At 70.5% G+C, this 22,188-nt stretch carries 21 protein-coding genes; 15 read left to right on the top strand and 6 right to left on the bottom strand.

The window, feature by feature from the left end; all coding sequences use genetic code 11:
- Positions 1 to 105: 105 nt before the first annotated feature.
- From AB0P41_RS25425 to AB0P41_RS25415, 3 genes are all read left to right on the top strand, one after another.
- Positions 106 to 1,479 carry an aspartate aminotransferase family protein gene (locus AB0P41_RS25425; protein ID WP_365934343.1) on the top strand — a complete coding sequence of 458 codons (1,374 nt, stop codon included), beginning with the start codon at positions 106 to 108 and terminating at the stop codon, positions 1,477 to 1,479.
- 98 nt (positions 1,480 to 1,577) lie between these two features.
- On the top strand, positions 1,578 to 2,291 hold the full coding sequence (locus tag AB0P41_RS25420) for a GntR family transcriptional regulator (RefSeq protein ID WP_356713894.1): 714 nt from the start codon (positions 1,578 to 1,580) through the stop codon (positions 2,289 to 2,291).
- 96 nt (positions 2,292 to 2,387) lie between these two features.
- Positions 2,388 to 3,038 (top strand): hypothetical protein, encoded by a 651-nt coding sequence (locus AB0P41_RS25415; RefSeq protein ID WP_356713893.1) that lies wholly within the window; start codon positions 2,388 to 2,390, stop codon positions 3,036 to 3,038.
- Positions 3,039 to 3,136: 98 nt separating this feature from the next.
- On the opposite strand, the gene AB0P41_RS25410 is transcribed toward AB0P41_RS25415, so the two are convergent.
- On the bottom strand, positions 3,137 to 3,913 hold the full coding sequence (locus AB0P41_RS25410) for an SLATT domain-containing protein (RefSeq protein ID WP_356713892.1): 777 nt from the start codon (positions 3,911 to 3,913) through the stop codon (positions 3,137 to 3,139).
- A 360-nt stretch (positions 3,914 to 4,273) separates the two neighbouring features.
- On the opposite strand from AB0P41_RS25410, the gene AB0P41_RS25405 reads away from it, so the two are divergent.
- From AB0P41_RS25405 to AB0P41_RS25375, 7 genes are all read left to right on the top strand, one after another.
- Positions 4,274 to 4,609: a YbaB/EbfC family nucleoid-associated protein gene (locus AB0P41_RS25405; RefSeq protein WP_365934390.1), complete on the top strand. Its 336-nt coding sequence runs from the start codon at positions 4,274 to 4,276 to the stop codon at positions 4,607 to 4,609.
- Positions 4,610 to 4,669: 60 nt separating this feature from the next.
- Positions 4,670 to 5,269 carry a recombination mediator RecR gene (gene recR / locus AB0P41_RS25400; protein WP_099173476.1) on the top strand — a complete coding sequence of 200 codons (600 nt, stop codon included), beginning with the start codon at positions 4,670 to 4,672 and terminating at the stop codon, positions 5,267 to 5,269.
- Between the two features lie 83 nt (positions 5,270 to 5,352).
- Complete coding sequence (locus tag AB0P41_RS25395) at positions 5,353 to 6,012, top strand: DUF5063 domain-containing protein (protein WP_124277692.1); 660 nt, start codon at positions 5,353 to 5,355, stop codon at positions 6,010 to 6,012.
- A gap of 219 nt (positions 6,013 to 6,231) precedes the next feature.
- Entirely contained in the window at positions 6,232 to 7,503 is a 1,272-nt protein-coding gene (locus tag AB0P41_RS25390) for an aspartate kinase (RefSeq protein ID WP_356713891.1), read from the top strand.
- Positions 7,500 to 8,564: an aspartate-semialdehyde dehydrogenase gene (locus AB0P41_RS25385; RefSeq protein ID WP_365934340.1), complete on the top strand. Its 1,065-nt coding sequence runs from the start codon at positions 7,500 to 7,502 to the stop codon at positions 8,562 to 8,564. The genes AB0P41_RS25390 and AB0P41_RS25385 overlap by 4 nt, the downstream gene beginning before the upstream one ends.
- Before the next feature lie 359 nt (positions 8,565 to 8,923).
- Entirely contained in the window at positions 8,924 to 9,499 is a 576-nt protein-coding gene (locus tag AB0P41_RS25380) for a SigE family RNA polymerase sigma factor (protein WP_099173480.1), read from the top strand.
- Positions 9,496 to 10,794 carry a hypothetical protein gene (locus AB0P41_RS25375; RefSeq protein WP_356713888.1) on the top strand — a complete coding sequence of 433 codons (1,299 nt, stop codon included), beginning with the start codon at positions 9,496 to 9,498 and terminating at the stop codon, positions 10,792 to 10,794. Before AB0P41_RS25380 ends, AB0P41_RS25375 begins: the two co-directional genes overlap by 4 nt.
- Before the next feature lie 330 nt (positions 10,795 to 11,124).
- On the opposite strand, the gene AB0P41_RS25370 is transcribed toward AB0P41_RS25375, so the two are convergent.
- Together AB0P41_RS25370 and AB0P41_RS25365 are read right to left on the bottom strand one after the other, a co-directional pair.
- A complete protein-coding gene (locus AB0P41_RS25370; RefSeq protein ID WP_365934337.1) occupies positions 11,125 to 11,907 on the bottom strand; it encodes an SURF1 family protein in 783 nt (260 codons plus the stop codon).
- 62 nt (positions 11,908 to 11,969) lie between these two features.
- Positions 11,970 to 13,811, bottom strand: coding sequence for a prolyl oligopeptidase family serine peptidase (locus AB0P41_RS25365; RefSeq protein WP_365934336.1), 1,842 nt, complete (start codon positions 13,809 to 13,811; stop codon positions 11,970 to 11,972).
- A gap of 90 nt (positions 13,812 to 13,901) precedes the next feature.
- Here AB0P41_RS25365 and AB0P41_RS25360 point away from each other — a divergent pair, with 90 nt between their 5' ends.
- Positions 13,902 to 14,738 (top strand): class I SAM-dependent methyltransferase, encoded by an 837-nt coding sequence (locus tag AB0P41_RS25360; protein WP_365934334.1) that lies wholly within the window; start codon positions 13,902 to 13,904, stop codon positions 14,736 to 14,738.
- A 51-nt stretch (positions 14,739 to 14,789) separates the two neighbouring features.
- Complete coding sequence (locus AB0P41_RS25355) at positions 14,790 to 15,209, top strand: nuclear transport factor 2 family protein (protein ID WP_365934332.1); 420 nt, start codon at positions 14,790 to 14,792, stop codon at positions 15,207 to 15,209.
- 136 nt (positions 15,210 to 15,345) lie between these two features.
- Here the strand turns inward: AB0P41_RS25355 and AB0P41_RS25350 are convergent, their stop codons facing one another.
- Together AB0P41_RS25350 and htpG are read right to left on the bottom strand one after the other, a co-directional pair.
- Positions 15,346 to 16,140: an SGNH/GDSL hydrolase family protein gene (locus AB0P41_RS25350; RefSeq protein ID WP_356713883.1), complete on the bottom strand. Its 795-nt coding sequence runs from the start codon at positions 16,138 to 16,140 to the stop codon at positions 15,346 to 15,348.
- Between the two features lie 394 nt (positions 16,141 to 16,534).
- Positions 16,535 to 18,448: a molecular chaperone HtpG gene (gene htpG, locus AB0P41_RS25345; RefSeq protein WP_365934330.1), complete on the bottom strand. Its 1,914-nt coding sequence runs from the start codon at positions 18,446 to 18,448 to the stop codon at positions 16,535 to 16,537.
- A 274-nt stretch (positions 18,449 to 18,722) separates the two neighbouring features.
- Here htpG and AB0P41_RS25340 point away from each other — a divergent pair, with 274 nt between their 5' ends.
- On the top strand, positions 18,723 to 19,886 hold the full coding sequence (locus tag AB0P41_RS25340) for a damage-control phosphatase ARMT1 family protein (protein WP_365934328.1): 1,164 nt from the start codon (positions 18,723 to 18,725) through the stop codon (positions 19,884 to 19,886).
- Here AB0P41_RS25340 and AB0P41_RS25335 read toward each other — a convergent pair.
- On the bottom strand, positions 19,861 to 20,514 hold the full coding sequence (locus AB0P41_RS25335) for a helix-turn-helix domain-containing protein (protein WP_356713879.1): 654 nt from the start codon (positions 20,512 to 20,514) through the stop codon (positions 19,861 to 19,863). The genes AB0P41_RS25340 and AB0P41_RS25335 overlap by 26 nt on opposite strands.
- A 116-nt stretch (positions 20,515 to 20,630) precedes the next feature.
- On the opposite strand from AB0P41_RS25335, the gene AB0P41_RS25330 reads away from it, so the two are divergent.
- Both AB0P41_RS25330 and AB0P41_RS25325 read left to right on the top strand, forming a co-directional pair.
- Complete coding sequence (locus tag AB0P41_RS25330; protein WP_356713877.1) at positions 20,631 to 21,191, top strand: NAD(P)H-dependent oxidoreductase; 561 nt, start codon at positions 20,631 to 20,633, stop codon at positions 21,189 to 21,191.
- Between the two features lie 240 nt (positions 21,192 to 21,431).
- The gene (locus tag AB0P41_RS25325; RefSeq protein ID WP_365934325.1) at positions 21,432 to 22,082 is read left to right on the top strand and encodes a GntR family transcriptional regulator; all 651 of its coding nucleotides are present in this window, start codon (positions 21,432 to 21,434) and stop codon (positions 22,080 to 22,082) included.
- The last annotated feature ends 106 nt before the right edge of the window (positions 22,083 to 22,188 follow it).

Genomic DNA, 22,188 nt, shown 5'->3' with positions numbered 1-22,188 from the left:
ATCGACCGGTCGCGGCCGTGGACCCGACACCCTGCCGAGCCGTGCGGCCCACGCCGTACACAGTGGCCATGGAGCACGCCCCGCGCCCCCGCATACGCTCGCCGCATGAGCACCGATGCCCCTCGCGCCCCGTACGTCGACTCCGCAGCGGGCGCGGCCGTGAAGGCCGCCGACCGCGCCCATGTGTTCCACTCCTGGTCCGCCCAGGGCCTGATCGACCCGCTCGCCGTCGCCGGCGCCGAGGGGGCGTACTTCTGGGATTACGACGGCAACCGCTACCTGGACTTCACCAGTGGTCTCGTCTTCACCAACATCGGCTACCAGCACCCCACCGTCGTGGCGGCGATCCAGGAGCAGGCCGGCAGGCTCGCCACGTTCGCCCCCGCCTTCGCCGTCGAGGCGCGTTCGGAGGCGGCACGCCTCATCGCCGAGCGGACCCCCGGCGACCTGGACAAGATCTTCTTCACCAACGGCGGCGCCGAAGCCGTGGAGAACGCCGTCCGCATGGCCCGGCTGCACACCGGGCGCCCCAAGGTGCTCTCCGCCTTCCGCTCGTACCACGGCGCCACCGCCACGGCGATCAACCTCACCGGCGATCCGCGCCGCTGGGCGTCCGACACCGGTTCCGCGGGTGTCGTCCGCTTCTGGGCGCCGTTCCTCTACCGGTCACCGTTCTACGCGCAGACCGGGGCCGAGGAGTGCGCCCGCGCGCTCCAGCATCTGGAGGACACGCTCGCCTTCGAGGGCCCGGCCACCGTCGCCGCCGTCGTCCTGGAGACGATCCCCGGCACGGCGGGCATCATGACGCCGCCGCCCGGCTATATCGCGGGCGTCCGCGAGATCTGCGACCGGTACGGGATCGTGTTCGTGCTGGACGAGGTGATGGCCGGTTTCGGGCGCACCGGGAAGTGGTTCGCGGCGGACCACGACGGCGTCGTGCCGGACCTCATGACGTTCGCGAAGGGCGTCAACTCCGGTTACGTGCCGCTCGGCGGCGTCGCGATCAACGCCGAGATCGCCGCCACCTTCGAGACCCGTCCCTACCCCGGCGGGCTCACCTACTCCGGCCATCCGCTGGCCTGTGCCGCGGCTGTCGCGACGATCAACGTGATGGAGGACGAGAAGGTCGTCGAGAGCGCGGCACACCTCGGTGAGCACGTCCTCGGCCCCGGCCTGCGGGAGCTCGCCGAGCGCCACCCGTCCGTCGGTGAGGTGCGCGGCCTGGGCGCCTTCTGGGCGCTGGAGCTGGTCCGCGACAGGGAGACCCGCGAGCCCCTGGTCCCGTACAACGCGACCGGAGAGGCCAACGCCCCGATGGCGGCCTTCGGCGCGGCCTGCAGGAAGCACGGTCTCTGGCCCTTCATCAACATGAACCGCACCCACGTCGTCCCCGCCTGCAACATCACCGAGGCCGAGGCGAAGGAAGGACTCGCGGCCCTGGACGCGGCCCTCTCGGTCGCCGACGAGCACACGCTGTAGAGCAGGCACACGCACACCGTGAGCGGCCCCGACGCGGCGCCGCCCCCCGTCCACCGGTCGGTCTAAGGTGACCCGAGCCGAGAACGGGAGGGGGCGCCATGGGTGCGGGCGGAGGTGTGACCCGCAGTACGCTGCGCCAGCAGATCGCCGACGCGCTGCGTGACGAGGTGCTCGCGGGGCGTCTGCGGCCACGGGTGGAGTTCACCGTCAAGCAGATCGCCGAGCAGTACGGGGTGTCCGCGACCCCCGTCCGGGAAGCGCTCTTCGACCTCTCCGCGCAGGGCCTGCTCGAATCCGACCAGCACCGCGGCTTCCGGGTCCGCGAATTCTCCGTCGCCGACTACCGGGCGATGGTGGAGGCGCGGGCGCTGGTCATAGACGGGGTCTTCCGGCGGATCTTCGACGGGTCCGGTTCGGCGCCCGCCGTGATCGGCGCGCACCGGGCCGCCCTCGTCTCCGTACGCCGCAGGGGCGAGGAGGCCGCACGGGCGGCGCGCGGCGGCGACCTCGACATCCTCATCGGCTACGACCTGCGGTTCTGGCGGGAGCTCGGTGCCGTCGTCGGCAACGCCTACATCAGCGACTTCCTGCAGCGGCTGCGGATGCAGGCCTGGGCCTTCGCCGTCCCGTACCTGCGGGGGGACGGCGATCTCCGCGACTGGCTGTGGAACGGCCACCAGGAACTGGTGGAGGCGATCGCGGCCGCCGACGGACCGGCCGTACGAGCGGTGCTGGACGGCTACTACACGCACGGGCTGGAATGGGCGGACCGGCTGGCCGCCGACGACCCCCCGCACCCGGGCCGCACCTGAGCGCGCAGGGCTGCGGGGCCCGCACCCTGTGCGCGGGGTCGCGCCCGCATTACGCTGTCCCGACCATCGCACGAACCCGTTGGAGAGCGAGATTTCGTGGCCTGTGACCTGTGGCTGGTCCCCCTCGTCGATGTGCTGTGCCACAGCCCCGACAATCCGTTCGCCGAAGAGATCGCCGTCTACGACAAGGCGTTGACCGAGGCGGGCCTGCCGCCTGTGCCGGTCTACGCCTACATGCCGGGACTCACCGGGGACGTCGCCCCGGTCGCGGGCTTCGACTACGACGCCCTGCACTTCCTGCGCCGCGCCTACCTGCTCCAGCTGAGCGGCCTCGCCGTCACGCCCGTCGACGAACTGGGCGGGGACTACGAGCAGTTGCTGGAGATGTTCGAGCAGAGCGCGCAGGAGTCGCACCTGGTCTGGCACTACGACCACGCCGGAGCGTACGTCCCGGTGGACTTCCCCCGGCCGCTCTCCGACGACCAGCTCCTGGAGGGCGGAGGCCCGCTGGGCTCCTCCCACGGCCTGCTGCGCGAGCTGGAGTTCGTCGCCCCGTCCATCGGCATCGACCCGGCCAACCCGCCGGCGGCCCCGCTCCCGCCCGCCGGCCCCACCTCGCTGGAGGAGCCGGCCGCCCCGGTCCCGTACGACGAGAGCCCCTTCGCCCGGGAGCGGCACGTCTGGCTGGGCCTGCACGCGGCGGCCACCCGCAGCCTCGCGCAGGGCTCGATGATCATCTTCAGCTGACCGGTGGCGCCGGCCGCCCTGCTCCGTCAGCGGGGCGCATCCGGCTTCGGCGCGGCGGCTCCGGGTCCGGCATCAGCGCGGCGGCTCCGGGTCCGGCATCAGCGCGGCGGCTCCGGCGGCCGCTGGCGCGGCATGTTCGGCCTGACCGCCGCAGGCATGGTGAGCCGGCCCGGTGAGGACCCCGGCTCCGGACGGCCGCCGGGGCCGCCCGTCACCAGCGACTGCATGCCCATGGGCGCGGGTCCGGCCCGGAACTCCACCATCCAGTCCGCCGTCTCCATGCGGACGAGCTCGGTGATGTCCTCGGAGAAGCGTCGCAGCACCCCGAGGCACCGCTCCGCGGCCTCGCTGGCGGTGCCCTCCGTCGGTCCGAGCACCTCACGGACGCACTCGGAGGACCAGTCGAACTGGAGCACCTGCAGTCGCCGCTGCACGGCCTGTGCCGTCGCGAGATTCCTTATCCAGCCGGAGGTCAGGCCGAAGTACCGGTCGCACGCCATGCACGCGGCGCCCAGCAGCAGCGACAGATAGCCCCAGCCGGCCGACCCGTGCAGCTCCCCGGTCAGATCGAGCAGCGGCAGGGCCGCGCCCGCGACCACCCCCGCCGCCGTGCCGAGCCGGAGCAGCCTGGCCGTACGCCGCTTGCGGACCCGGTCCCGCAGATACCAGTCGGCGGTCTCCATGGCACCGGCCTCGACCCACCGGTAGAGCTCGTCGAGCCGCTCGGCGGGTTCACCCCAGTCGCCGAGGGGGAAGGCGCGGCCGGTCAGGTCCCGGGGGCTCGAACCGGACCGTTCGGTTCCGGTGCCTGCACCGGATCCCGCGCCGGGCTCCTTGCGGGGCGGCCCCTCGGGCTGCATCTCCGGCTGACTCACCGGGGCACTCCTCTGCACTCTGCGTTCGGCGCGTATCGACGCGGATCGGCACGGTTCTCGGTCACGGAGGGGGCCGGTACCGGCATATGACCGGGGCCCCACCCGTGTAACTCTGCGTTACCTTCGCTGTGCGTATGGGTACGGATACGCATGCTCTTCCTACCGCCGAATGGTGGGCCGCGGGGTCGAAATCGCGGGATTCCCGCCTGGGCACGGCCTCTGGTCAGGTATAGGAGCACGGCAGGCAGTTTTCAGATCTCACCCGAAAGAGTTGGTCCCCGGCGGGTGGGGCGCGGCGTCGGACGAACACGTAGGCTCGGCATACCGAAACAATCCGTCGTCGAAGTGCCAGGAGTGACCGTGATTCCCGGTGGTGGCCAGCCCAACATGCAGCAGCTGCTCCAGCAGGCCCAGAAGATGCAGCAGGATCTTGCCGAGGCCCAGGAGGAGCTGGCCAGGACCGAGGTCGACGGACAGGCGGGCGGTGGTCTCGTGAAGGCCACCGTGACCGGGTCCGGCGAGCTCCGCGCCCTGGTGATCGATCCCGGAGCCGTGGACCCGCAGGACACCGAGACGCTCGCCGACCTCGTGGTCGCGGCGGTCCAGGCGGCGAACGAGAACGCCCAGCAGCTCCAGCAGCAGAAGCTGGGCCCGCTGGCCCAGGGCCTGGGCGGCATGCCGGGCCTCCCGTTCTGACCCTGTAGCTACCCACCCGTACCCGATACGGTACGAGCAGGAAAAAGGAGAGGCGTTCCGTTGTACGAAGGCGTGGTTCAGGAGCTGATCGACGAGCTGGGCAGGCTGCCGGGCGTCGGTCCCAAGAGCGCGCAGCGGATCGCCTTCCACATCCTGCAGGCCGAGCCCACCGACGTACGCCGTCTGGCCCACGCCCTCCTCGAGGTCAAGGACAAGGTCCGCTTCTGCGAGATCTGCGGCAACGTCGCGCAGCAGGAGCAGTGCGGCATCTGCCGGGACGCGCGCCGTGACCGCTCGGTCATCTGCGTGGTCGAGGAGCCCAAGGACGTCGTGGCGATCGAGCGGACCCGTGAGTTCCGGGGCCGCTACCACGTGCTCGGCGGCGCGATCAGCCCGATCGAGGGCGTCGGTCCCGACGACCTGCGGATCAGGGAGCTGCTGGCCCGGCTCGCGGACGGCTCGATCACGGAGCTGATCCTGGCGACCGACCCCAACCTGGAGGGCGAGGCCACCGCGACGTACCTCGCCCGGATGGTCAAGCCGATGGGCCTGCGGGTCACCCGGCTGGCCAGCGGGCTGCCCGTGGGCGGCGACCTGGAGTACGCGGACGAGGTCACCCTCGGCCGCGCCTTCGAGGGGAGGCGGCTGCTCGATGTGTGACCCGGCATCTGACTGCGGCTTTACGCGCGGCGGCGCTATGTTCTACCCACCGTTCGCGACCGTGCCCACGGGAGGTCTCCTCGATGTCTGACGCCACGCTGAACTCCGTCACGCAGGATCCGGACGACTTCGCCGTCCAGATCGCGGATCAGATCAAGACCTTCATCGTCGCGGTCACCGAGGTGTCCAAGGCCGAGGAGCCCGAGGAGGCCGTTCCGGTCCTGCTCCTCCAGGTCTCCCAGCTCCTGCTGGCCGGCGGGAGACTCGGCGCGTACGAGGACATCCTCCCGGACGAGCGCTACGAGCCGGACCTCGGCGCCGAGCCGGACGCCGACGGGCTGCGTGAGCGCTTCGCGGAGCTGCTGGAGCCCATCGACGTCTACTCCGAGGTCTTCGACCCGTACGAGCCGCGCAAGGCGCCCGTGCCCCACCGCATCTCCGACGACCTGGCCGACCTGGTCACGGACCTCGGGCACGGCCTCGCGCACTACGAGGCGGACCGCACGGCGGAGGCCATGTGGTGGTGGCAGTTCTCGTACTTCTCCAACTGGGGCTCCACCGCGTCAGCGGCCCTGCGTGCGCTCCAGTCGCTGATCGCCCACATCCGGCTGAACCAGCCGCTCCAGGAGCTCGACGGCCTGGACACCGACCAGGACCCGGGCGACGGGGACCTGGCCGAGGAGGCGGGGCGCGTGATGGCCGAGGAGATCGCGGGGCCGCTGGGCCTGCGGCCGGTCCTGTAGCGGCCCTCCGTGGCTTGTGCGACGGCTGCGTCTGTTGTGTCCTGGGACACAAAGAGGCGTGCGGATCGGGCCAGTGGGCAACAGCCCGGTACGAGCAGTTCGGAGCGACATGCCGTTCCGGGTGGTGGGCGGGACATCTCACCATCCGGTACCGACGGGTTGATTCCGGACTGCTCGTTAAACTGAGCCGACCGCACCATTATTGAGCGAGGAGCGCACGTGGGCCTTGTCGTGCAGAAGTACGGAGGCTCCTCCGTAGCCGATGCCGAAGGCATCAAGCGCGTCGCCAAGCGAATCGTGGACGCCAAGAAGAACGGCAACCAGGTGGTTGTCGTGGTGTCCGCGATGGGCGACACGACGGACGAGTTGATCGATCTCGCCGAGCAGGTATCCCCGATGCCTGCAGGGCGTGAGTTCGACATGCTGCTGACCGCCGGAGAGCGGATCTCCATGGCCCTGCTGGCCATGGCGATCAAGAACCTGGGCCACGAGGCCCAGTCGTTCACGGGCAGCCAGGCCGGTGTCATCACCGACTCGGTCCACAACAAAGCGCGCATCATCGATGTCACGCCGGGCCGTATCCGGACCTCCATCGACGAGGGCAACATCGCCATCGTCGCCGGGTTCCAGGGTGTGAGCCAGGAGGGCAAGAACATCACGACCCTCGGTCGCGGTGGCTCCGACACGACCGCCGTCGCGCTGGCCGCCGCGCTGGACGCGGAGGTCTGTGAGATCTACACCGACGTCGACGGTGTCTTCACCGCCGACCCCCGGGTCGTGAAGAAGGCCCGGAAGATCGACTGGATCTCCTTCGAGGACATGCTGGAGCTGGCGGCGTCCGGCTCCAAGGTGCTGCTGCACCGCTGCGTCGAGTACGCACGCCGTTACAACATCCCGATCCACGTCCGCTCGTCCTTCTCCGGACTGCGCGGCACCTGGGTCAGCAACGAGCCGCAAGGGGACCAGCAGGTGGAGCACGCCATCATCTCCGGAGTCGCCCACGACGTCTCCGAGGCCAAGGTCACGGTCGTCGGGGTTCCCGACAAGCCGGGCGAGGCCGCAGCGATCTTCCGCGCCATCGCGGACGCGGAGATCAACATGGACATGGTGGTGCAGAACGTCTCCGCCGCCTCGACCGGGCTCACGGACATCACGTTCACCCTGCCCAAGGCCGAGGGCCGCAAGGCGATCGACGCCCTGGAGCGCAACCGCGCCGGCATAGGCTTCGAGTCGCTGCGCTACGACGACCAGATCGCGAAGATCTCCCTCGTCGGTGCGGGCATGAAGACCAACCCCGGCGTCACCGCGGGCTTCTTCGAGGCGCTGTCGAACGTCGGTGTGAACATCGAGCTCATCTCGACGTCCGAGATCCGCATCTCGGTGGTCACCCGGGCCGACGACGTCAACGAGGCCGTGCGCGCCGTGCACACCGCCTTCGGACTCGACAGCGACTCCGACGAGGCCGTCGTCTACGGGGGCACCGGCCGATGACGGGACGCCGCCCTTCGCTCGCGGTCGTCGGCGCGACCGGTGCGATCGGCGGCGTCATGCTCCAGATCCTCTCGCAGCACGAGGACGTCTGGGGCGAGGTCAGGCTGATCGCCTCCCCGCGTGCGGCCGGCATCAAGCTGGTCGTACGCGGCGAGGAGACCGAGGTCCTCGCGCTCACCGAGGACGTGTTCGACGGCGTGGACGTCGCCCTGTTCCTGGTGCCGGACGAGGTGTCCGCGCAGTGGGGGCCGGTCGCCGCCGCCAAGGGCGCGGTGGTCGTGGACGACTCGGCCGCCTTCCGCCTGGACGACGACGTTCCCCTCGTCGTACCCGAGATCAACCCCCATGCCGCGCGGCTGCGACCGCGCGGCATCGTCGCGTCCCCGAACTGCACGACCCTGTCGCTGATCGTCGCGGTCGGCGCGCTGCACGCCGAATTCGGGCTGCGCGAGCTGATCGTCTCGTCCTACCAGGCGGTGAGCGGTGCGGGCCGGGACGGAGTCGCCGTGCTCCGCGAGCAGTTGGCCCTGGTGGCGGGTACGGAGCTGGGCACCCGCCCCGGTGACGTACGGAGGGCACTGGGTGACGGCGAGAAGAGCCCCTTCGCCGCCCCGGTCGCGCTGAACGTGGTGCCCTGGGCCGGTACGGACGCCGGGGACGGCTGGTCGTCCGAGGAGCTGGCGATCCGCGAGGAGTGCCGGAAGGTCCTGGGACTGCCGGACCTCAAGGTCACGGCGACCTGTGTGTACGTGCCCGTCGTCACGACGCACTCCATGTCCGTGCACGCCCGCTTCGAGAACGAGGTGGCCGTGGCCAGGGCGCACGAGGTCCTGGCGACCGCGCCCGGGGTGGTGCTCTTCGACAGCCCGGCGGCCGGTGACTTCCCCACGCCGTCCGATGTCGTGGGCACCGACCCGACCTGGGTGGGCAGGGTGCGGCAGTCGATGGACGATCCGCGCGCCGTCGAGATGTTCATCTGCGGCGATAATCTCCGAAAAGGCGCCGCTCTCAACGTGGCCCAGATCGCCGAATCGGTGGCAGGCGAATTTCCCCGTACCTGATCGAACCTGTTTTGTAGGATCTGTGTGCGCCCTGTGGGTAACTTGCTGGTCTGAACCTCTTGAGCTGGGGCGTTGTCATATCCGACGATGATCTCCTCGCCCTCCGCAACCGCTAGGCGGGCGCTACGCGTCTCTGTCGTCACTTCTTGCGTGGCTGGATGCGTTTTCGGGGCATTTGGGGAAGAGCAGGTACGAATGAGGGCATGTCGCACAGCATCGAACGCGGTGCCGTACGCGTACAACCCTGACGGGGGGAAGCGTGTCCAACTGGCGTGGCAGAGGTTCTCGACATCACAGTGGTGGGCCCGTTGCGAGGCGCTTCGGTGCGTCCGCTCCGGAGGCCCCGCGCGGCCGGCGGTATGCCGGTGATCGCGCCCATGCCCGCCGCGCGCTCCACCCGGCTGCCTTCGCAGCGCGAGGGCGCTGAGGAGACGGTGGCGGCAGGAACGACGGTCGACCATCTGACCGAGACCTATCGCGCCCACTACCGCTCGCTGCTGGGCCTCGCGGCGCTCCTGCTGGACGACACCGCGTCCTGCGAGGACGTCGTGCAGGAGGCCTTCATCCGGGTGCACTCGGCGCGGAACCGGGTGCGCGATCCGGAGAAGACGCTGGCGTACCTGCGCCAGACCGTGGTCAACCTGTCGCGCTCCGCGCTGCGCCGGCGCATCCTCGGGCTGAAGCTCCTCTCCAAGCCGATGCCCGACATGGCCAGCGCGGAGGAGGGCGCGTACGACCAGCTGGAGCGGGACGCGCTGATCAAGGCCATGAAGGGACTGCAGCGCCGCCAGCGCGAGGTGCTGGTGCTGCGCTACTTCTCGGACATGACGGAGGCCCAGGTCGCCGAGACGCTCGGGATATCGCTCGGTTCGGTGAAGGCGTACGGTTCCCGGGGCATTGCGGCACTGCGCGTGGTGATGGAGGCGCAGGCATGAGCGGGCCCGAGCACAGGCACGACGATGACCGGACTGGAAACGGAATTGTGAACCACGGGCCGGAAAGCATCCCGAACACCGATCCGGAGCCGGACGGTGAACGGAAGCAGGAAGCGGTCGACGGTGCGGAAGCCGCCTCAGGGACCGCCGCTCCGGAAGAGGGCGGCCGTGACGTGGGTGGCGCCGACGCCGAGCCCGGTGATGGCGGCACGCTGACCGAGCTCTTCGGCGGCGGGGGCGGTGGTGCCTTCGCCGGCGGGTCCGGCGGTGTGGTCGGCGGTCCCGGTGGAGAGGGTATGGACGAGGTCGCGCTGCGCCGCATGTTGCGGGGCGCCGTCCAGGGCCTGGAGCCCTCCGACGGCACCCTCGACCATCTGCATCGCGCGGTGCCCGCCCGGCGCGCCAGGCGGCGCCAGGGTGTGGTGGGCGCGGCGGCGGCGGCGCTGCTGATCGGTACGGCGGTTCCCGCATTCGTCCACGTGGCGAATTCGGACGGCTCGGCCACCGCCAGCCCCGCCATCGCCGGCCACGGCGAGCAGGCGCAGGGAGGCAGCGGCGAGGACGCGGGCACCGAGGCCGACGGCGGGAAGACGGCGGGGCCCGAGGACCGCCGGAGCGAGGGCGCCGAGGGCGAGACGGGGAACTCCGCGGCTCCGTCGCGGGGGACGGACCCGGGCGCCGAGAGCAGCGGGGCCGAGGGCCGGGACGATCCCCCGGGTGCCGATGTGGCCGCAGCCACGGCCTGCGCCCCCGACCAGCTCGGTGTGGCCTCCGCGGACGCGGGCGCGGCCAACTCGGACGGCACGGTGTACGGAACCTTCAAGATCGCCAACGTCTCCGGCAAATCCTGCTCGGTCACCACCAACGGCACCGTCGGCTTCCAGGCGGCGGGTGCCGCCGACCCGCTGAAGATCACCGTGGTGCAGCACACCGCGGGCGACCCGGCGGCCGGTCTGCCCGATCCCTCGCTGGAGCCGGGTGCCGTACTCCTGAAGCCGGCGATGACGTACGAGGTGCGCTTCGCGTGGGTGCCCTCGGACACCTGCCCGACCACCGGCGGTTCGCCCAGCCCGACGCCCACGGACGGCGGCGGAGGCGGCGGCGAGGGCACGACGGGAAGCGACACCGGGACGACGGACACGGCAGCGCAGTTCGGCAGCGCGGACGAGGGCCCGGCGGACGGCAGCATCTCGGTCACCCACACCCCGGAGGCCGGCGCGCCGACGGCGGAGACCACGATCGCCAACGCGTGCGCCGGCACGATCTACCGCACGGGTGTACTGGACGCGTCCTGAGTCCGCCCGCCCGGGTCAGGCCGGGCCCGACCCGGTCGAAGGACCCTGGCCGGGGCAGGCGCGGCACGGGCCGGGCGCTCCGGGCGCGAGCCCTTGGCGCAGGTCGCTGACACGGCGCCGCCGTACTCGTCCTCGGCGAGCGCGAGAACCTCGGCTGGTACGGGCAGCGGGCCGCCAGGACCTTCTCGGGTTCCGGCGTGCCCCTGCTGCCCGTTGCTGTCGCTGTCGTGGTGGACGGCGTTGCCGCCGCCGCTGCGGTCCGCCGGCCCCGTCTGTCGTGGGGCCCCGTCAGCCCGTCCTGCCCTGCCCCGGCCCGGCCCCGGTCGCGCGTCAGTCGGCGTCGGCCGCGAGCCCCAGCTGTATGTCGCGCGCGGCCTCCGCCTCGCGGCGCATCAGCCGGAACCACATGAAGAGCACGAAGCCGCCGAAGACGAACCACTCACCGGTGTAGCCGAGGTTCTGGAAGGCCTTCAGATCGAGCCCGCTGCCCTGGGCCGCCGCCGCGGGAACGGGCTTCAGGCCACCGTCACCCGTGCCTCCCGCCTCCGGCCCGGGCAGGGTCACCCACGCGTCGTAGACGTCGTACGGCACGACGTTGACGAGGGACGCCGCGCTGATCATGCCGAGCTGGCCCTCGGGGAGTCCGCCGCTGAGGTCGACACCGGTGGTGCCGCTGTTCTCGGAGGCCTGCAGATCGCCGGTCACGGTGACCTCGCCGGCCGGGGCCTCGGGCACCTCGGTGCTGCCGGGGCTGCCCGCCAGCCAGCCCCGCACGACGGGCAGCGCCTTGCCGCTGTCGGTGCGCAGCAGATCCAGCACGTAGAAGCCGTCACGGTCGTCCAGCTCACGTCCGGGGACCAGGAACTGATCGGCGTACGTCCCCTTCGCCACAGCCGGGCGGCCGGACGTGTCCGTGCTGACGGGGAGCAGTTCGTCGAGCGGTGCCGGGGAGCGGGTGCCCGGGTCGGGGCGCTCCTCGGCCTCCTCGTGCGACTGCACACGGTCCTCGAAACGGCCGAGCTGCCATGTGCCCATGAAGACGCAGAACGGGATGGCCAGCACGACGAAGAGGTTGATCCCCCACCACCGCGGGGTCAGCAGGAACCGGTACACCCCTCCAAGGTACGGTTCCCCGCTCCGGGCCCCCGGAGCGGGGTGCACCATTTATCCGGGCCTTATGCGGCCGGCTTCTTCCCCTCCTGCCCCTGCCCGAGATGGCGGAGGGCGAAGTCCAGCTCCAGCCGCACCTGCTTGATCCGCTCCTCCACGACGAGTGAGCCGTGTCCCGCGTCGTAGCGGTAGACCTCGTGGACCGCGCCGCGGGCCGCGAGGCGGTCCACGTAGTTCTCCACCTGGCGGATCGGGCAGCGCGGGTCGTTGACGCCGGCCGAGATGTAGACCGGGGCGCGCACGGCGTCCACGTAGGTCAGCGGGGACGAGGCCTCGAAGCGCTCGGGCACCTCCTCCGGGGTCCCGCCCAGCAGGGTGCGGTCCATCGCCTTCAGCGCTTCCATCTCGTCGTGGTAGGCGGTGACGTAATCGGCGACCGGGACAGCGGCAAGGCCGAGGGCCCAGGCATCCGGCTGCGTACCCAGCCCGAGAAGGGTCAGGTAACCGCCCCACGAGCCACCGGCCAGCACCAGCCGCTCCGGGTCCGCGAGTCCCGACGTCACCGCCCACTCCCGGACGGCCGCGACATCCTCCAGCTCGATCAGCCCGACCCGGTGCTTGAGCGCGTCCGTCCACGCGCGCCCGTATCCCGTCGACCCGCGGTAGTTGACGCGCACCACCGCGAAGCCGTGGTCCACCCACGCGGCGGGACCCGACGCGAACGCGTCGCTGTCGTGCCAGGTGGGCCCGCCGTGTATCTCGAAGACCGTGGGGAACGGGCCGTCACCGGCGGGGGTCTGCACCAGCGCGTGGACGCGGCCGCCGGGGCCGTCCACCCAGGCGTCCCGCACCGGCACCGAGGCCGGAGCCTTGGCACCCGGCGGGTCGAGGACGACGGAGCCCGTCGTGGACCGCACCGCGGGCGGCTGGGCAGCCGACGACCACAGATACTCCACCGAGCCGTCCGGGCGGGCCGTGGCGCCCGACACCGTCCCGGCGGGTGTCTCGACCCGCACCGGCCCGGCGGCGCCCGGCTCGAACCGCCACAGCTCGCTGCGGGCCTCGAAGCTGTGCTCGATCAGCAGCGCGGACCCGTCCGGATACCACTCGGCGCCGGCGTCACCGGGCAGATCGACCGGCAGGTCGGTCTGCGTGCCCGCGACCGGGTCCCAGATCATCGGCTCCCACCGCCCACGCCGTTGATGCCCGACCAGCAGCCGGGTGTCACCAACCACCGGGGCGAAGCCCAGCACCGACAGGCCGAGCTCCTTCGTGCCGCCCTCGGTGTCGTCCAGCTCGGCGACCGTCGAACCGTCGGGGCGTACCACCCGCAGCGCCGAGTGCATCGCGTCGCCGTGCTCCGTGTGTTCCAGGGCGATCAGCGTCCCGTCGTGGGAGAGGTCACCCACCCCCGCGGACTCCCGGTGCCGGTAGATCTCGACCGGTTCCGCCCCGGCGCGCACCAGATGAACGGTCGTCCCGTCCTCGTCGGTCGAGCGGCCGACCACCGCTGTGCCGTCGCGGCCGATCGCGAGCCCGGCCGGGTAGGAGGGTTCGAGACCGGGCGTGGCCTCTTCGTCCGCACCGCCGTCGAAGGGCTGCCGCATCCACACCCCGAACTCGTCGCCGTCGGTGTCGGCGAACCACCAGACGGCCTGGCCGTCCGGCGTCAGAACACCGTCGGTGGTTCCGTTGGGCCGGTCCGTGACCTGGCGCTGCTTCCCGGTCGCGCGGTCCCACGCGTACAGCTCGTACGTGCCGGTGGCGTTGGAGACGAAGAGCGCGCGGTCGGGGGCGTCCTCGGCCCAGTCGGGCAGGGACACCCGCGCAGCGCGGAAGCGCTGCTCCCACTGCGGCGGCTCCTGCTCCCGCTCCGGCACGGATGCGTCGTTCTGTGTGTCGCTCATGAGCCCATCCAACCCGATGTGACCACGATGCCGGGCGGCCTGTGGATAACCGCTCGCACGCACCACCGGCCTGTGGGTAACTTTCACGGCATGTACGCACCGACGCCCGACGACTGGCACGAGGCCAACCGCGCACGCTGGGACGAGCGCGTGTCCATCCACGCGGCCAGTGACTACTACGACCTGGAGGCCTTCCGGGCGGGCAAGGACGCTCTCCGCGGATTCGAGCTCGCGGAGGTCGGTGACGTGACCGGCCGTACCCTGCTGCACCTGCAGTGCCACATCGGGCTCGACACCCTCTCGTGGGCGCGCCACGGCGCCGCCCAGGTCGTGGGCCTCGACTTCTCCGAACCCGCGGTCGAGACCGCCCGTGACCTGGCCCGGTCGCTGGGTCTGACGCCGGAACGGGCGACGTTCGTCGCGTCCGACGTGTACGACGCCGCGCAAGCCGTCCCGGACTCCGCGTACGACATCGTCTACACCGGCATCGGAGCCCTGAACTGGCTTCCCGACGTCGGCCGTTGGGCGGAGGTCGTGGCCTCACTGGTCGCGCCCGGCGGATTCCTCTACCTGGCCGAGTTCCACCCGCTGACCGACTGCCTGGACGACGAAACCGGCTCGACGATCGCGTACGACTACTTCAGCCGCGATCCCTGGGTGGAGGAGTCGCCGGGCACGTACGCCGACTTCGATGCCGCCACCGTCCACAACCGTAGCGTCGAGTGGCAGCACCCCGTGGGCGAGGTCGTCTCGGCGCTGGCGGCGGCCGGGCTGCGGATCGAGTTCCTGCACGAACACGACGCCTCGCTCTTCGCCCGCTACCCGGCGCTGGTGCGGCATGCCGACGGCTACTACCGCTTCCCCGCCGGCCGCCCGCGCATCCCGATGATGTACTCGGTCAAGGCGTCCCGGCCGGTCAGCGGCTGACCGGAGCCGCGCCGCGGCCGACTGTCAGTGGCGGGGTCCACACTCGGGAGCATGACCGATATGGCTGACAGTCCGGGCGAGGCATGGGGCACGGCCGAGGTGCGAGCCGCCGTCGAGGCGTACTGGGCCACGGCGGACGCCCGCGACTGGGGCGCGTTCGCCGCCACCCTCGCCGACGACGTGGTGTACGAACTGCCGCAGAGCCGTGAGCGCATCCTCGGCAAGGAGCGCTTCGTCCGGTTCAACCAGGAGTATCCGGGGGACTGGCACGTCCGGATCGAGCGGACAGTGGCCGACGGGGAAGGCCGGCAGGCCGCTGTCCGGACGCTCGTCACCGTGGGGCCGGACGAGACGCACGCCATCCACTTCTTCACGTTCGACGCGGACGGCAGGATCTCCGGGGTGACGGATTTCTGGCCCGAGCCCTACGAGCCCCCCGCCGGCCGGGAGCACCTGGTCGAGCGGTACTGAGTCCGGAGCGCAGCGAGCGGGGGCCGCCCGCCGGGCGTCGCGGACCTCGGCGGCGGACCCGCCCGGCGTGTGGCGGACCCGCCCGGCGTGTGGCGGACCCGCCCGGCGTGCGCCGGGCGGGCTCTCTCCAGGCGTGCTACGCCACGGAGTCGAAGGCCGGAAGGTAGCCGTTCGACTGCCCGATGGCCTTCGGGTGGTACGAGTTGGTGATCGGGATGGAGACGCTGTGGATCCACGCGTCACCCGAGCAGAGTTCGTGCCCGGTGAATTCGTCCACCACACTCGAATACGTGAACCCCGCGTCGGCCGCCCGCTTGGCGAGCACCCCGTTCAGTACGTCCGACGCGTTGTTGATGGCCCCGCGCTCGGTCTCCGTGAGGCCGGCGATGCAGGTGCCCGACAGCTTGTAGAAGCGCGGGTAGCCCAGGACCACCACATGGGCCTGCGGCGCTCGTGAACGGATACCCGCGTAGAGGGAGTCGAGCCTGCCGGGCAGCGCGTTCTCCATCTCGGAGACCGCTGTGTTCACCCGGGTCACGCAGGCGGCCTCGCTCTGCAGGACACAGGTCTGCATGACGTCCGCGAACCCGACGTCGTTGCCGCCGGCGGTGAGGCTGACGAGCGTGGTCGACGAGCTCAGCGCGCCCAGCTGACCGCTGGACACGGAGGCCGTCGTCGCCCCCGAGCAGGCGACGAACGTGAACGACGACGGGGCGTTCGCGTTCTTCCACAGGTAGGGGTATGCGTTGGTGCTGCGTTTGCAGTCACCGCTCTCGGAGGTGTAGCTCCCGGCGCCGACGCCGGAGGAGTAGGAGTCACCGAGAGCGACGTAGTTGTCGCCTGCGGCGGATGCCGGTTGCGCGAGGCCGAGTGCGGCCACGGCTGCGATCGCGAGGGTGGTGAGGGACGCCCGGAAGGTTCGTACTGACATGGCTGCCAGCCCTTCGAAATGTGGGGGGTGAGTGGGGAGTTCGTGGGGCGTGCACGTTTGTAGCAGCTCCCGGTACCCGGCGGTAATGGTCGCGGGGAAAGTCGTCTGATATGCCCGAAGGATCGTTCGGCCGTCGATGCTCCGCGCGTAGATAAACCTGCAACTGGCTCTCGGAAGGGTGAAGTTGTGGGCCTCTTCGGCATCCGGGGCGACTCCTCTGAGTCACCCTCGGGGGCCCGCCTTCTGTTCGAACGTCAGCCACTTCGCGCCGGCGCCCCGCCTTCACAACCGCTCTCGCACCACACGCTCGCCCCGCACCACACACGTCACCCCGCACACGACTGCGGCCGCCAGGAATCCTGGCGGCCGCAGTGGGTCGGGGGCGGTCCGTGGACTAGAGCGTGCGCTCCAGACGGTCCGCCATCAGCCTGCTGAAGCGCGAGGGGTCACTCAGCTCCCCGCCGTCCGAGAGAAGCGCGAGCCCGTGGACCAGCTCGGCGGTCTCGGCCAGTTCGGTGCGGGCGCTCTCCTCGCCGCTCTGCTCGGCGTACGCCTTGTTCAGCCCGCTGATCAACGCGTGCGAGGGGTTGAGTTCGAGGATGCGCTTGATCTGCGGCACCTCCTGGCCCATGGCGCGGTACATGTTCTCCAGCGCAGGGGTGACATCGTGCGTGTCCGAGACGATGCAGGCCGGCGAGACGGTGAGCCGCGAGGAGAGACGTACCTCCTTCACGGTGTCACCGAGCTGCTCGGTCATCCAGGTCAGCAGACCGGCGTAGTCCTGCTGCTGCTTCTCCCGCTCGGCCTCGACCTCCTTCTTCTCCTCGTCGGTGTCGAGGTCGACCTCACCCTTGGAGATGGACTGGAGCGGCTTGCCGTCGAACTCGGGCACGGACTGCACCCAGACCTCGTCGACGGGTTCGGTCAGCAGCAGGACCTCGAAGCCCTTGGCGCGGAAAGCCTCCATGTGCGGCGAGCTCTCCATGGCCGCGCGGGACTCACCCGTCATGTAGTAGATCTGCTCCTGGCCCTCCTTCATCCGCTCGACGTACGAACGCAGGGTGGTCAGCCCCTCCTCGTCCTGGGTCGAGGCGAACGACGAGATCTCGAGAATCGCGTCGCGGTTCTCGAAGTCCTGGAACAGCCCCTCCTTGAGGACCCGGCCGAACTCCTTCCAGAACGTCTCGTACTTCTCGGGGGTGGCGGACCTCATGTCCTTCACCGTCGAGAGCACCTTCTTGACCAGACGGCGCCGCATCATCTCGATCTGGCGGTCCTGCTGGAGGATCTCGCGCGACACATTGAGGGAAAGGTCCTGTGCGTCGACCACGCCCTTCACGAAGCGGAGATACGTCGGCATGAGCGCTTCGCAGTCATCCATGATGAATACGCGCTTCACGTAGAGCTGGACCCCACGCTTGTGGTCCTGCATGAACAGGTCCTGCGGCGCGTGCGACGGCAGGAAGAGCAGAGCCTGGTACTCGAAGGTTCCCTCCGCCTGCATGCGGATGGTTTCGAGCGGCTCCGTCCAGTCGTGACTGATGTGCTTGTACAGCTCGCTGTACTCCTCATCGGTCACGGAATCCTTCGACCGGGCCCACAGGGCCTTCATCGAGTTGACCGTCTCGGTCCCGGGCTCCGCACCCTCCTCGCCCGTAACCGCCGCCATGCGGATCGGCCAGGTGATGAAGTCCGAGTAGCGCTTGACGATTTCCCTGAGCTTCCAGGGCGAGGTGTAGTCGAAGAGCTTGTCCTCGGCGTCCTCGGGCTTGAGCCGCAGCGTGACAGAGGTGCCCTGCGGCGCGTCGTCGACGGACTCGACGGTGTAGGTGCCCTCACCGCTGGACTGCCAGCGCGTGCCCGTGTCCTCGCCCGCGCGCCGGGTCACCAGGGTGACCTCGTCGGCGACCATGAAGCTCGAATAGAACCCGACACCGAACTGCCCGATGAGTTCCTCGGAAGCGGTGGCGTCCTTGGCTTCCTTCAATTCCTGGAGGAATTTCGCCGTACCGGAATTCGCGATCGTCCCGATCAGCTGCACGACCTCGTCGTGCGACATCCCGATACCGTTGTCGCGCACGGTCAGGGTGCGGGTCTCCTGGTCGGCCTCGATGGCGATGTGCAGGTCGGACGTGTCCGCCTGGAGCGTGTCGTCACGGAGAGATTCGAGCCGCAGCTTGTCCAGCGCGTCCGAACAATTGGAAATGAGCTCACGCAGGAATACATCCTTGTTCGAGTAAATCGAATGGATCATCATCTGCAGGAGCTGGCGAGCTTCTACCTGAAACTCGAATGTCTCGGCCGGCATGGGTACGGGTTCCCTTTCCTGGGGTAAGTCATCTGAGCCGTTCCATATCGTAACCAGGCCCTGGGGCCTCCATGTGCCGGTTCCGCCACGGGCGTTGACCGCCGGTTGCCGGGGCTGACGGTGGACGCGCTCACCGTCGGGGGAGGAGCGGGTTCCGCCGGCAGGGCAGACTGGGCATATGGGCGATACGCGAGCGACTTCCCGGGCCGTGGGGGACATCGGCCTCCCCTCTGTGATCACGTGCGGGAAGCCTGGCAGCTTCGCCCGGAGCGTCATGGCCGAGCGCCACCCGGCCCTGATCGAGCAGGTGCGCGAAGCCTTCCCGTACGGCCCCCGGCAGCACCGCGCCCTGGACACCCTGCTCCACGAGATCGTCCACGGGGTCGTCGAACCGCTCGCTCCCGGCAGCCCGGACCGTGAGCTCTGGCTGGGGTGGGGGCAGGAACACTTCGGGCGTCCGTGGTTCGACGCCCCGTTCCTCTGGGGCGAGAGCTACTTCTACCGCAGGCTTCTGGGAGCCGTCGGGTACTTCGACGAGGGGCCGTGGCAGGGCGTCGATCCCTTCGCCTCCTTCAAGCGCGCGGAACTGCTCGGTTCCACGGTCGAGGAGGAACTCCGCTCGCTGGACGACCTCGCCGGCGCCTCCGCCGCCGAGCGGGCGGCAGCTCTGCTCCAGGCCTCGCTCTGGGGGAACCGTGCCGATCTCGGCTTCCGCGCCGCGACCGGTGGATCCACTCCCGGCGGATCCACCCCTGGCGAATCCACCCCCGGCGAGGCCGACCCCGCTCTGGTCGCCGACGACAGTGCGCTGCTGTGGTCGCTCCTGCCCGCCGGGTCCCCGGCGATCGTCGCCGTCATCGCGGACAACACCGGGCGTGAGCTGATCCCCGACCTCGTTCTCATCGACCACCTTCTCGAACACGGCCACGCCGACCGGGTGGTGCTCCATGTGAAGCCCGCCCCGTATTACGTCTCCGATGCCATGACGGCCGATGTCGTCGACTGCCTGCGCCGGCTCAACAGCGCCCCCGGTGAGGCGGGAGAGATCGGCGTCCGGGTCTGGGAGGCCATGGGGGCGGGCCGGATCGAGGTCCGTACGCACCCGTTCTTCTGCTCCCCGTTCCCGTACGACCGGATGCCCGAGGAGCTCCGGGCGGAGCTCGGCGCGGCCACGCTGACGATCCTGAAGGGTGACCTCAACTACCGCCGCCTGGTGGGCGACCGGCTGTGGCCGGCGACCACGCCGTTCGCCGACCTGACGGCGTACTTCCCGAGTGCAGTCGCCGCGCTGCGTACGCTGAAGTCCGACGTCGTCGTGGGCCTCGATCCGCGGATCCAGGAGGGCCTGGACCGCTCCGGCCAAGAGTGGCGTACGAGCGGGACGCACGCCCTGGTCCAGGTGCGGGCCGCCCTCAGCGCGCCACCCCGTAACGGCTGAGGAGCTCGTGCCAGCCCTGTTCCAGCTTGTCGACGCCGATGCCGCGTTCACAGGTCAGATGGTGGACGAGGGGCGTGTCGATCGATCCGAGCAGCGTGTGCGCGAGCAGTTCGGGCTCACCCGCCGCATTCGCCTGGCGCAGGAGCAGCGTGACATGGCTGATCCTCAGCCGCTGCGCGGGGACCTCGTAGGTGCGCAGGGGGTCGGTGCGGGAGGCCAGGATCAGCTCGTGGTGATCGCGCTCGTGGCGCATCAGGGCCGGGCCGAAGGCGTGCAGCCGCTCGGCCGCGGGGGCGTCCGGACCCATGGGGGGCGGCCCGGAGAGGAAGGCGGCCTGCAGCAGGGCCTCGCGGTGGTTCAGGAGCGCGATGAGCAGGCCGGTGCGGTCCTTGAAGCGCCGGAAGACCGTGCCCTTGCCGACTCCGGCGGCTGCCGCGACCGATTCCATGGTGAGGTTCGCCACCCCGCAGTGAGCCAGGAGGCGTGAGGCGGCGTCCAGCAGGAGCGCCCGGTTGCGCGCCGCGTCCGCCCGCAGCATCTCGGGTTCGCCCACTCCGGCGAGCGTGAGATTCGTCCGCGCCTCGCCGGTGTCGGGCGGCCCGGGCGGCGGGGGCAGGGGAGCGGTCATGGCTTCAGGGTAGCCCCGGGCGGACGGAAGTGGACCACGGTCCGTTTAGGTGGTACAACTTTAAACGGACTACGGTCCGCTTACTTCTGCAGTCTCCGTCTCCCGGGAGCTCCTCCATGTCTGTACGCATCCTCGCCCTCGTCGGCAGCCTCCGCGCCGGTTCCCACAACCGCCAGCTCGCCGAGGCGGCCGTCAAGCACGCGCCCGAGGGCGCCGAGGTCGAGCTGTACGAGGGCCTCGTGGACGTCCCCTTCTACAACGAGGACATCGACGTCGAGGGCAGCGTTCCGGCTGCCGCCGCCCAGCTGCGCGAGGCGGCCGGCCGGTCCGACGCGTTCCTCCTGTTCTCGCCCGAGTACAACGGCACCATGCCGGCGGTCCTGAAGAACGCCATCGACTGGCTGTCCCGCCCGTACGGCGCCGGCGCCATGACCGCCAAGCCGGTCGCCGTGGTCGGCACCGCCTTCGGCCAGTTCGGCGGCGTGTGGGCCCAGGACGAGGCCCGCAAGGCGGCCGGTCTCGCGGGCGGAGCGGTCCTGGCGGACGCCAAGCTCTCCATCCCCGGCTCCGTGACCCGCTTCGCCGAACTCCACCCGGCGGACGACGCCGAGGTCGTCACCTCGCTGACCGAGGTGCTCCGCCAGGTCGCCGAGGGTGCCACGGCGGCTGCTGCCTGATCCACCCCTGACGGCCGCGCGCCGAGGATGCCGCGCAGCCGCCACCGTGCCGCCGGCACGACTTCCATGGGCCCGGTTCCCTCTCGCAGCGAGAGGGAACCGGGCCCATGCGTGTGACGGGAGCGGGTTCTCCCCGCCGGCCCCGGCCCCCTGGGTTTCCGGCAATATGGCAAACAGAATCGTTGACAATCCTGTTCCTCGAGTTTTAGGTTCGACAGGCACTCACTCAGGGGGGCAACGATGCCGAACCAAGCCGGTCCGACCAGCGGGGAACAGGCCAGGCAGCTGGCCCTGACCCAACTGCGGCAGGCGATTCTGCGCGGCGAGACGGCACCGGCCCAGCGGCTGGTGGAGAACGAACTCGCCGAGCAGTTCGGTGTGACACGGGCCGGCGTCAGAGCGGCGTTGATCGAGCTGGCGTCGGAGGGCCTGGTCGAGCGGATCCGTAACCGCGGATCACGGGTTCGCGTGGTGAGCGTCGACGAAGCCGTCGCCATCACCGAGTGCCGCATGGCCCTGGAGGGGCTCTGCGCGGCCAAGGCGGCCGTCGCGGCCGACGCCGAGCAGCTCGACCGGCTCACGGCGGTCGGCGAGGCCATGACCAAGGCCGTCGACGACGGCGAGCCCATGCTCTACTCCGACCTGAATCATGAGCTCCACGCCATGGTCAGGGAGTTCTCCGGACAGCGGACGGCCGTGTCGCTCCTGGAGCGGCTGAACGGCCAGCTGGTGCGCCACAGGTTCCAGCTCGCCCTGAGGCCCGGACGCCCGCAGCAGTCCCTGAGTGAACACCTGGCCATGATCGACGCGATCAGGGCCAGGGAGCCGCAGGCGGCCGAAGCGGCCGTCCGCTCCCACCTGGCGAGCGTGATCGAGGCACTGCGCGGGTGACGCGCGGCGCCTGATCGACGCACTGCGCGCATGGCGCGCCGCGCTGGTGGGCCGACGCCCTGTCCAGCAAGGAGAGTTCAGCCATGAAGACCGAGACGGCGCGGAC

Origin of the sequence: Streptomyces sp. NPDC079167, assembly GCF_040686735.1 — a bacterium.
Lineage (GTDB): Bacteria > Actinomycetota > Actinomycetes > Streptomycetales > Streptomycetaceae > Streptomyces.
The sequence above is the reverse complement of the archived record's forward strand: the minus strand, read 5'-3'. Positions and strand labels throughout refer to the sequence as shown.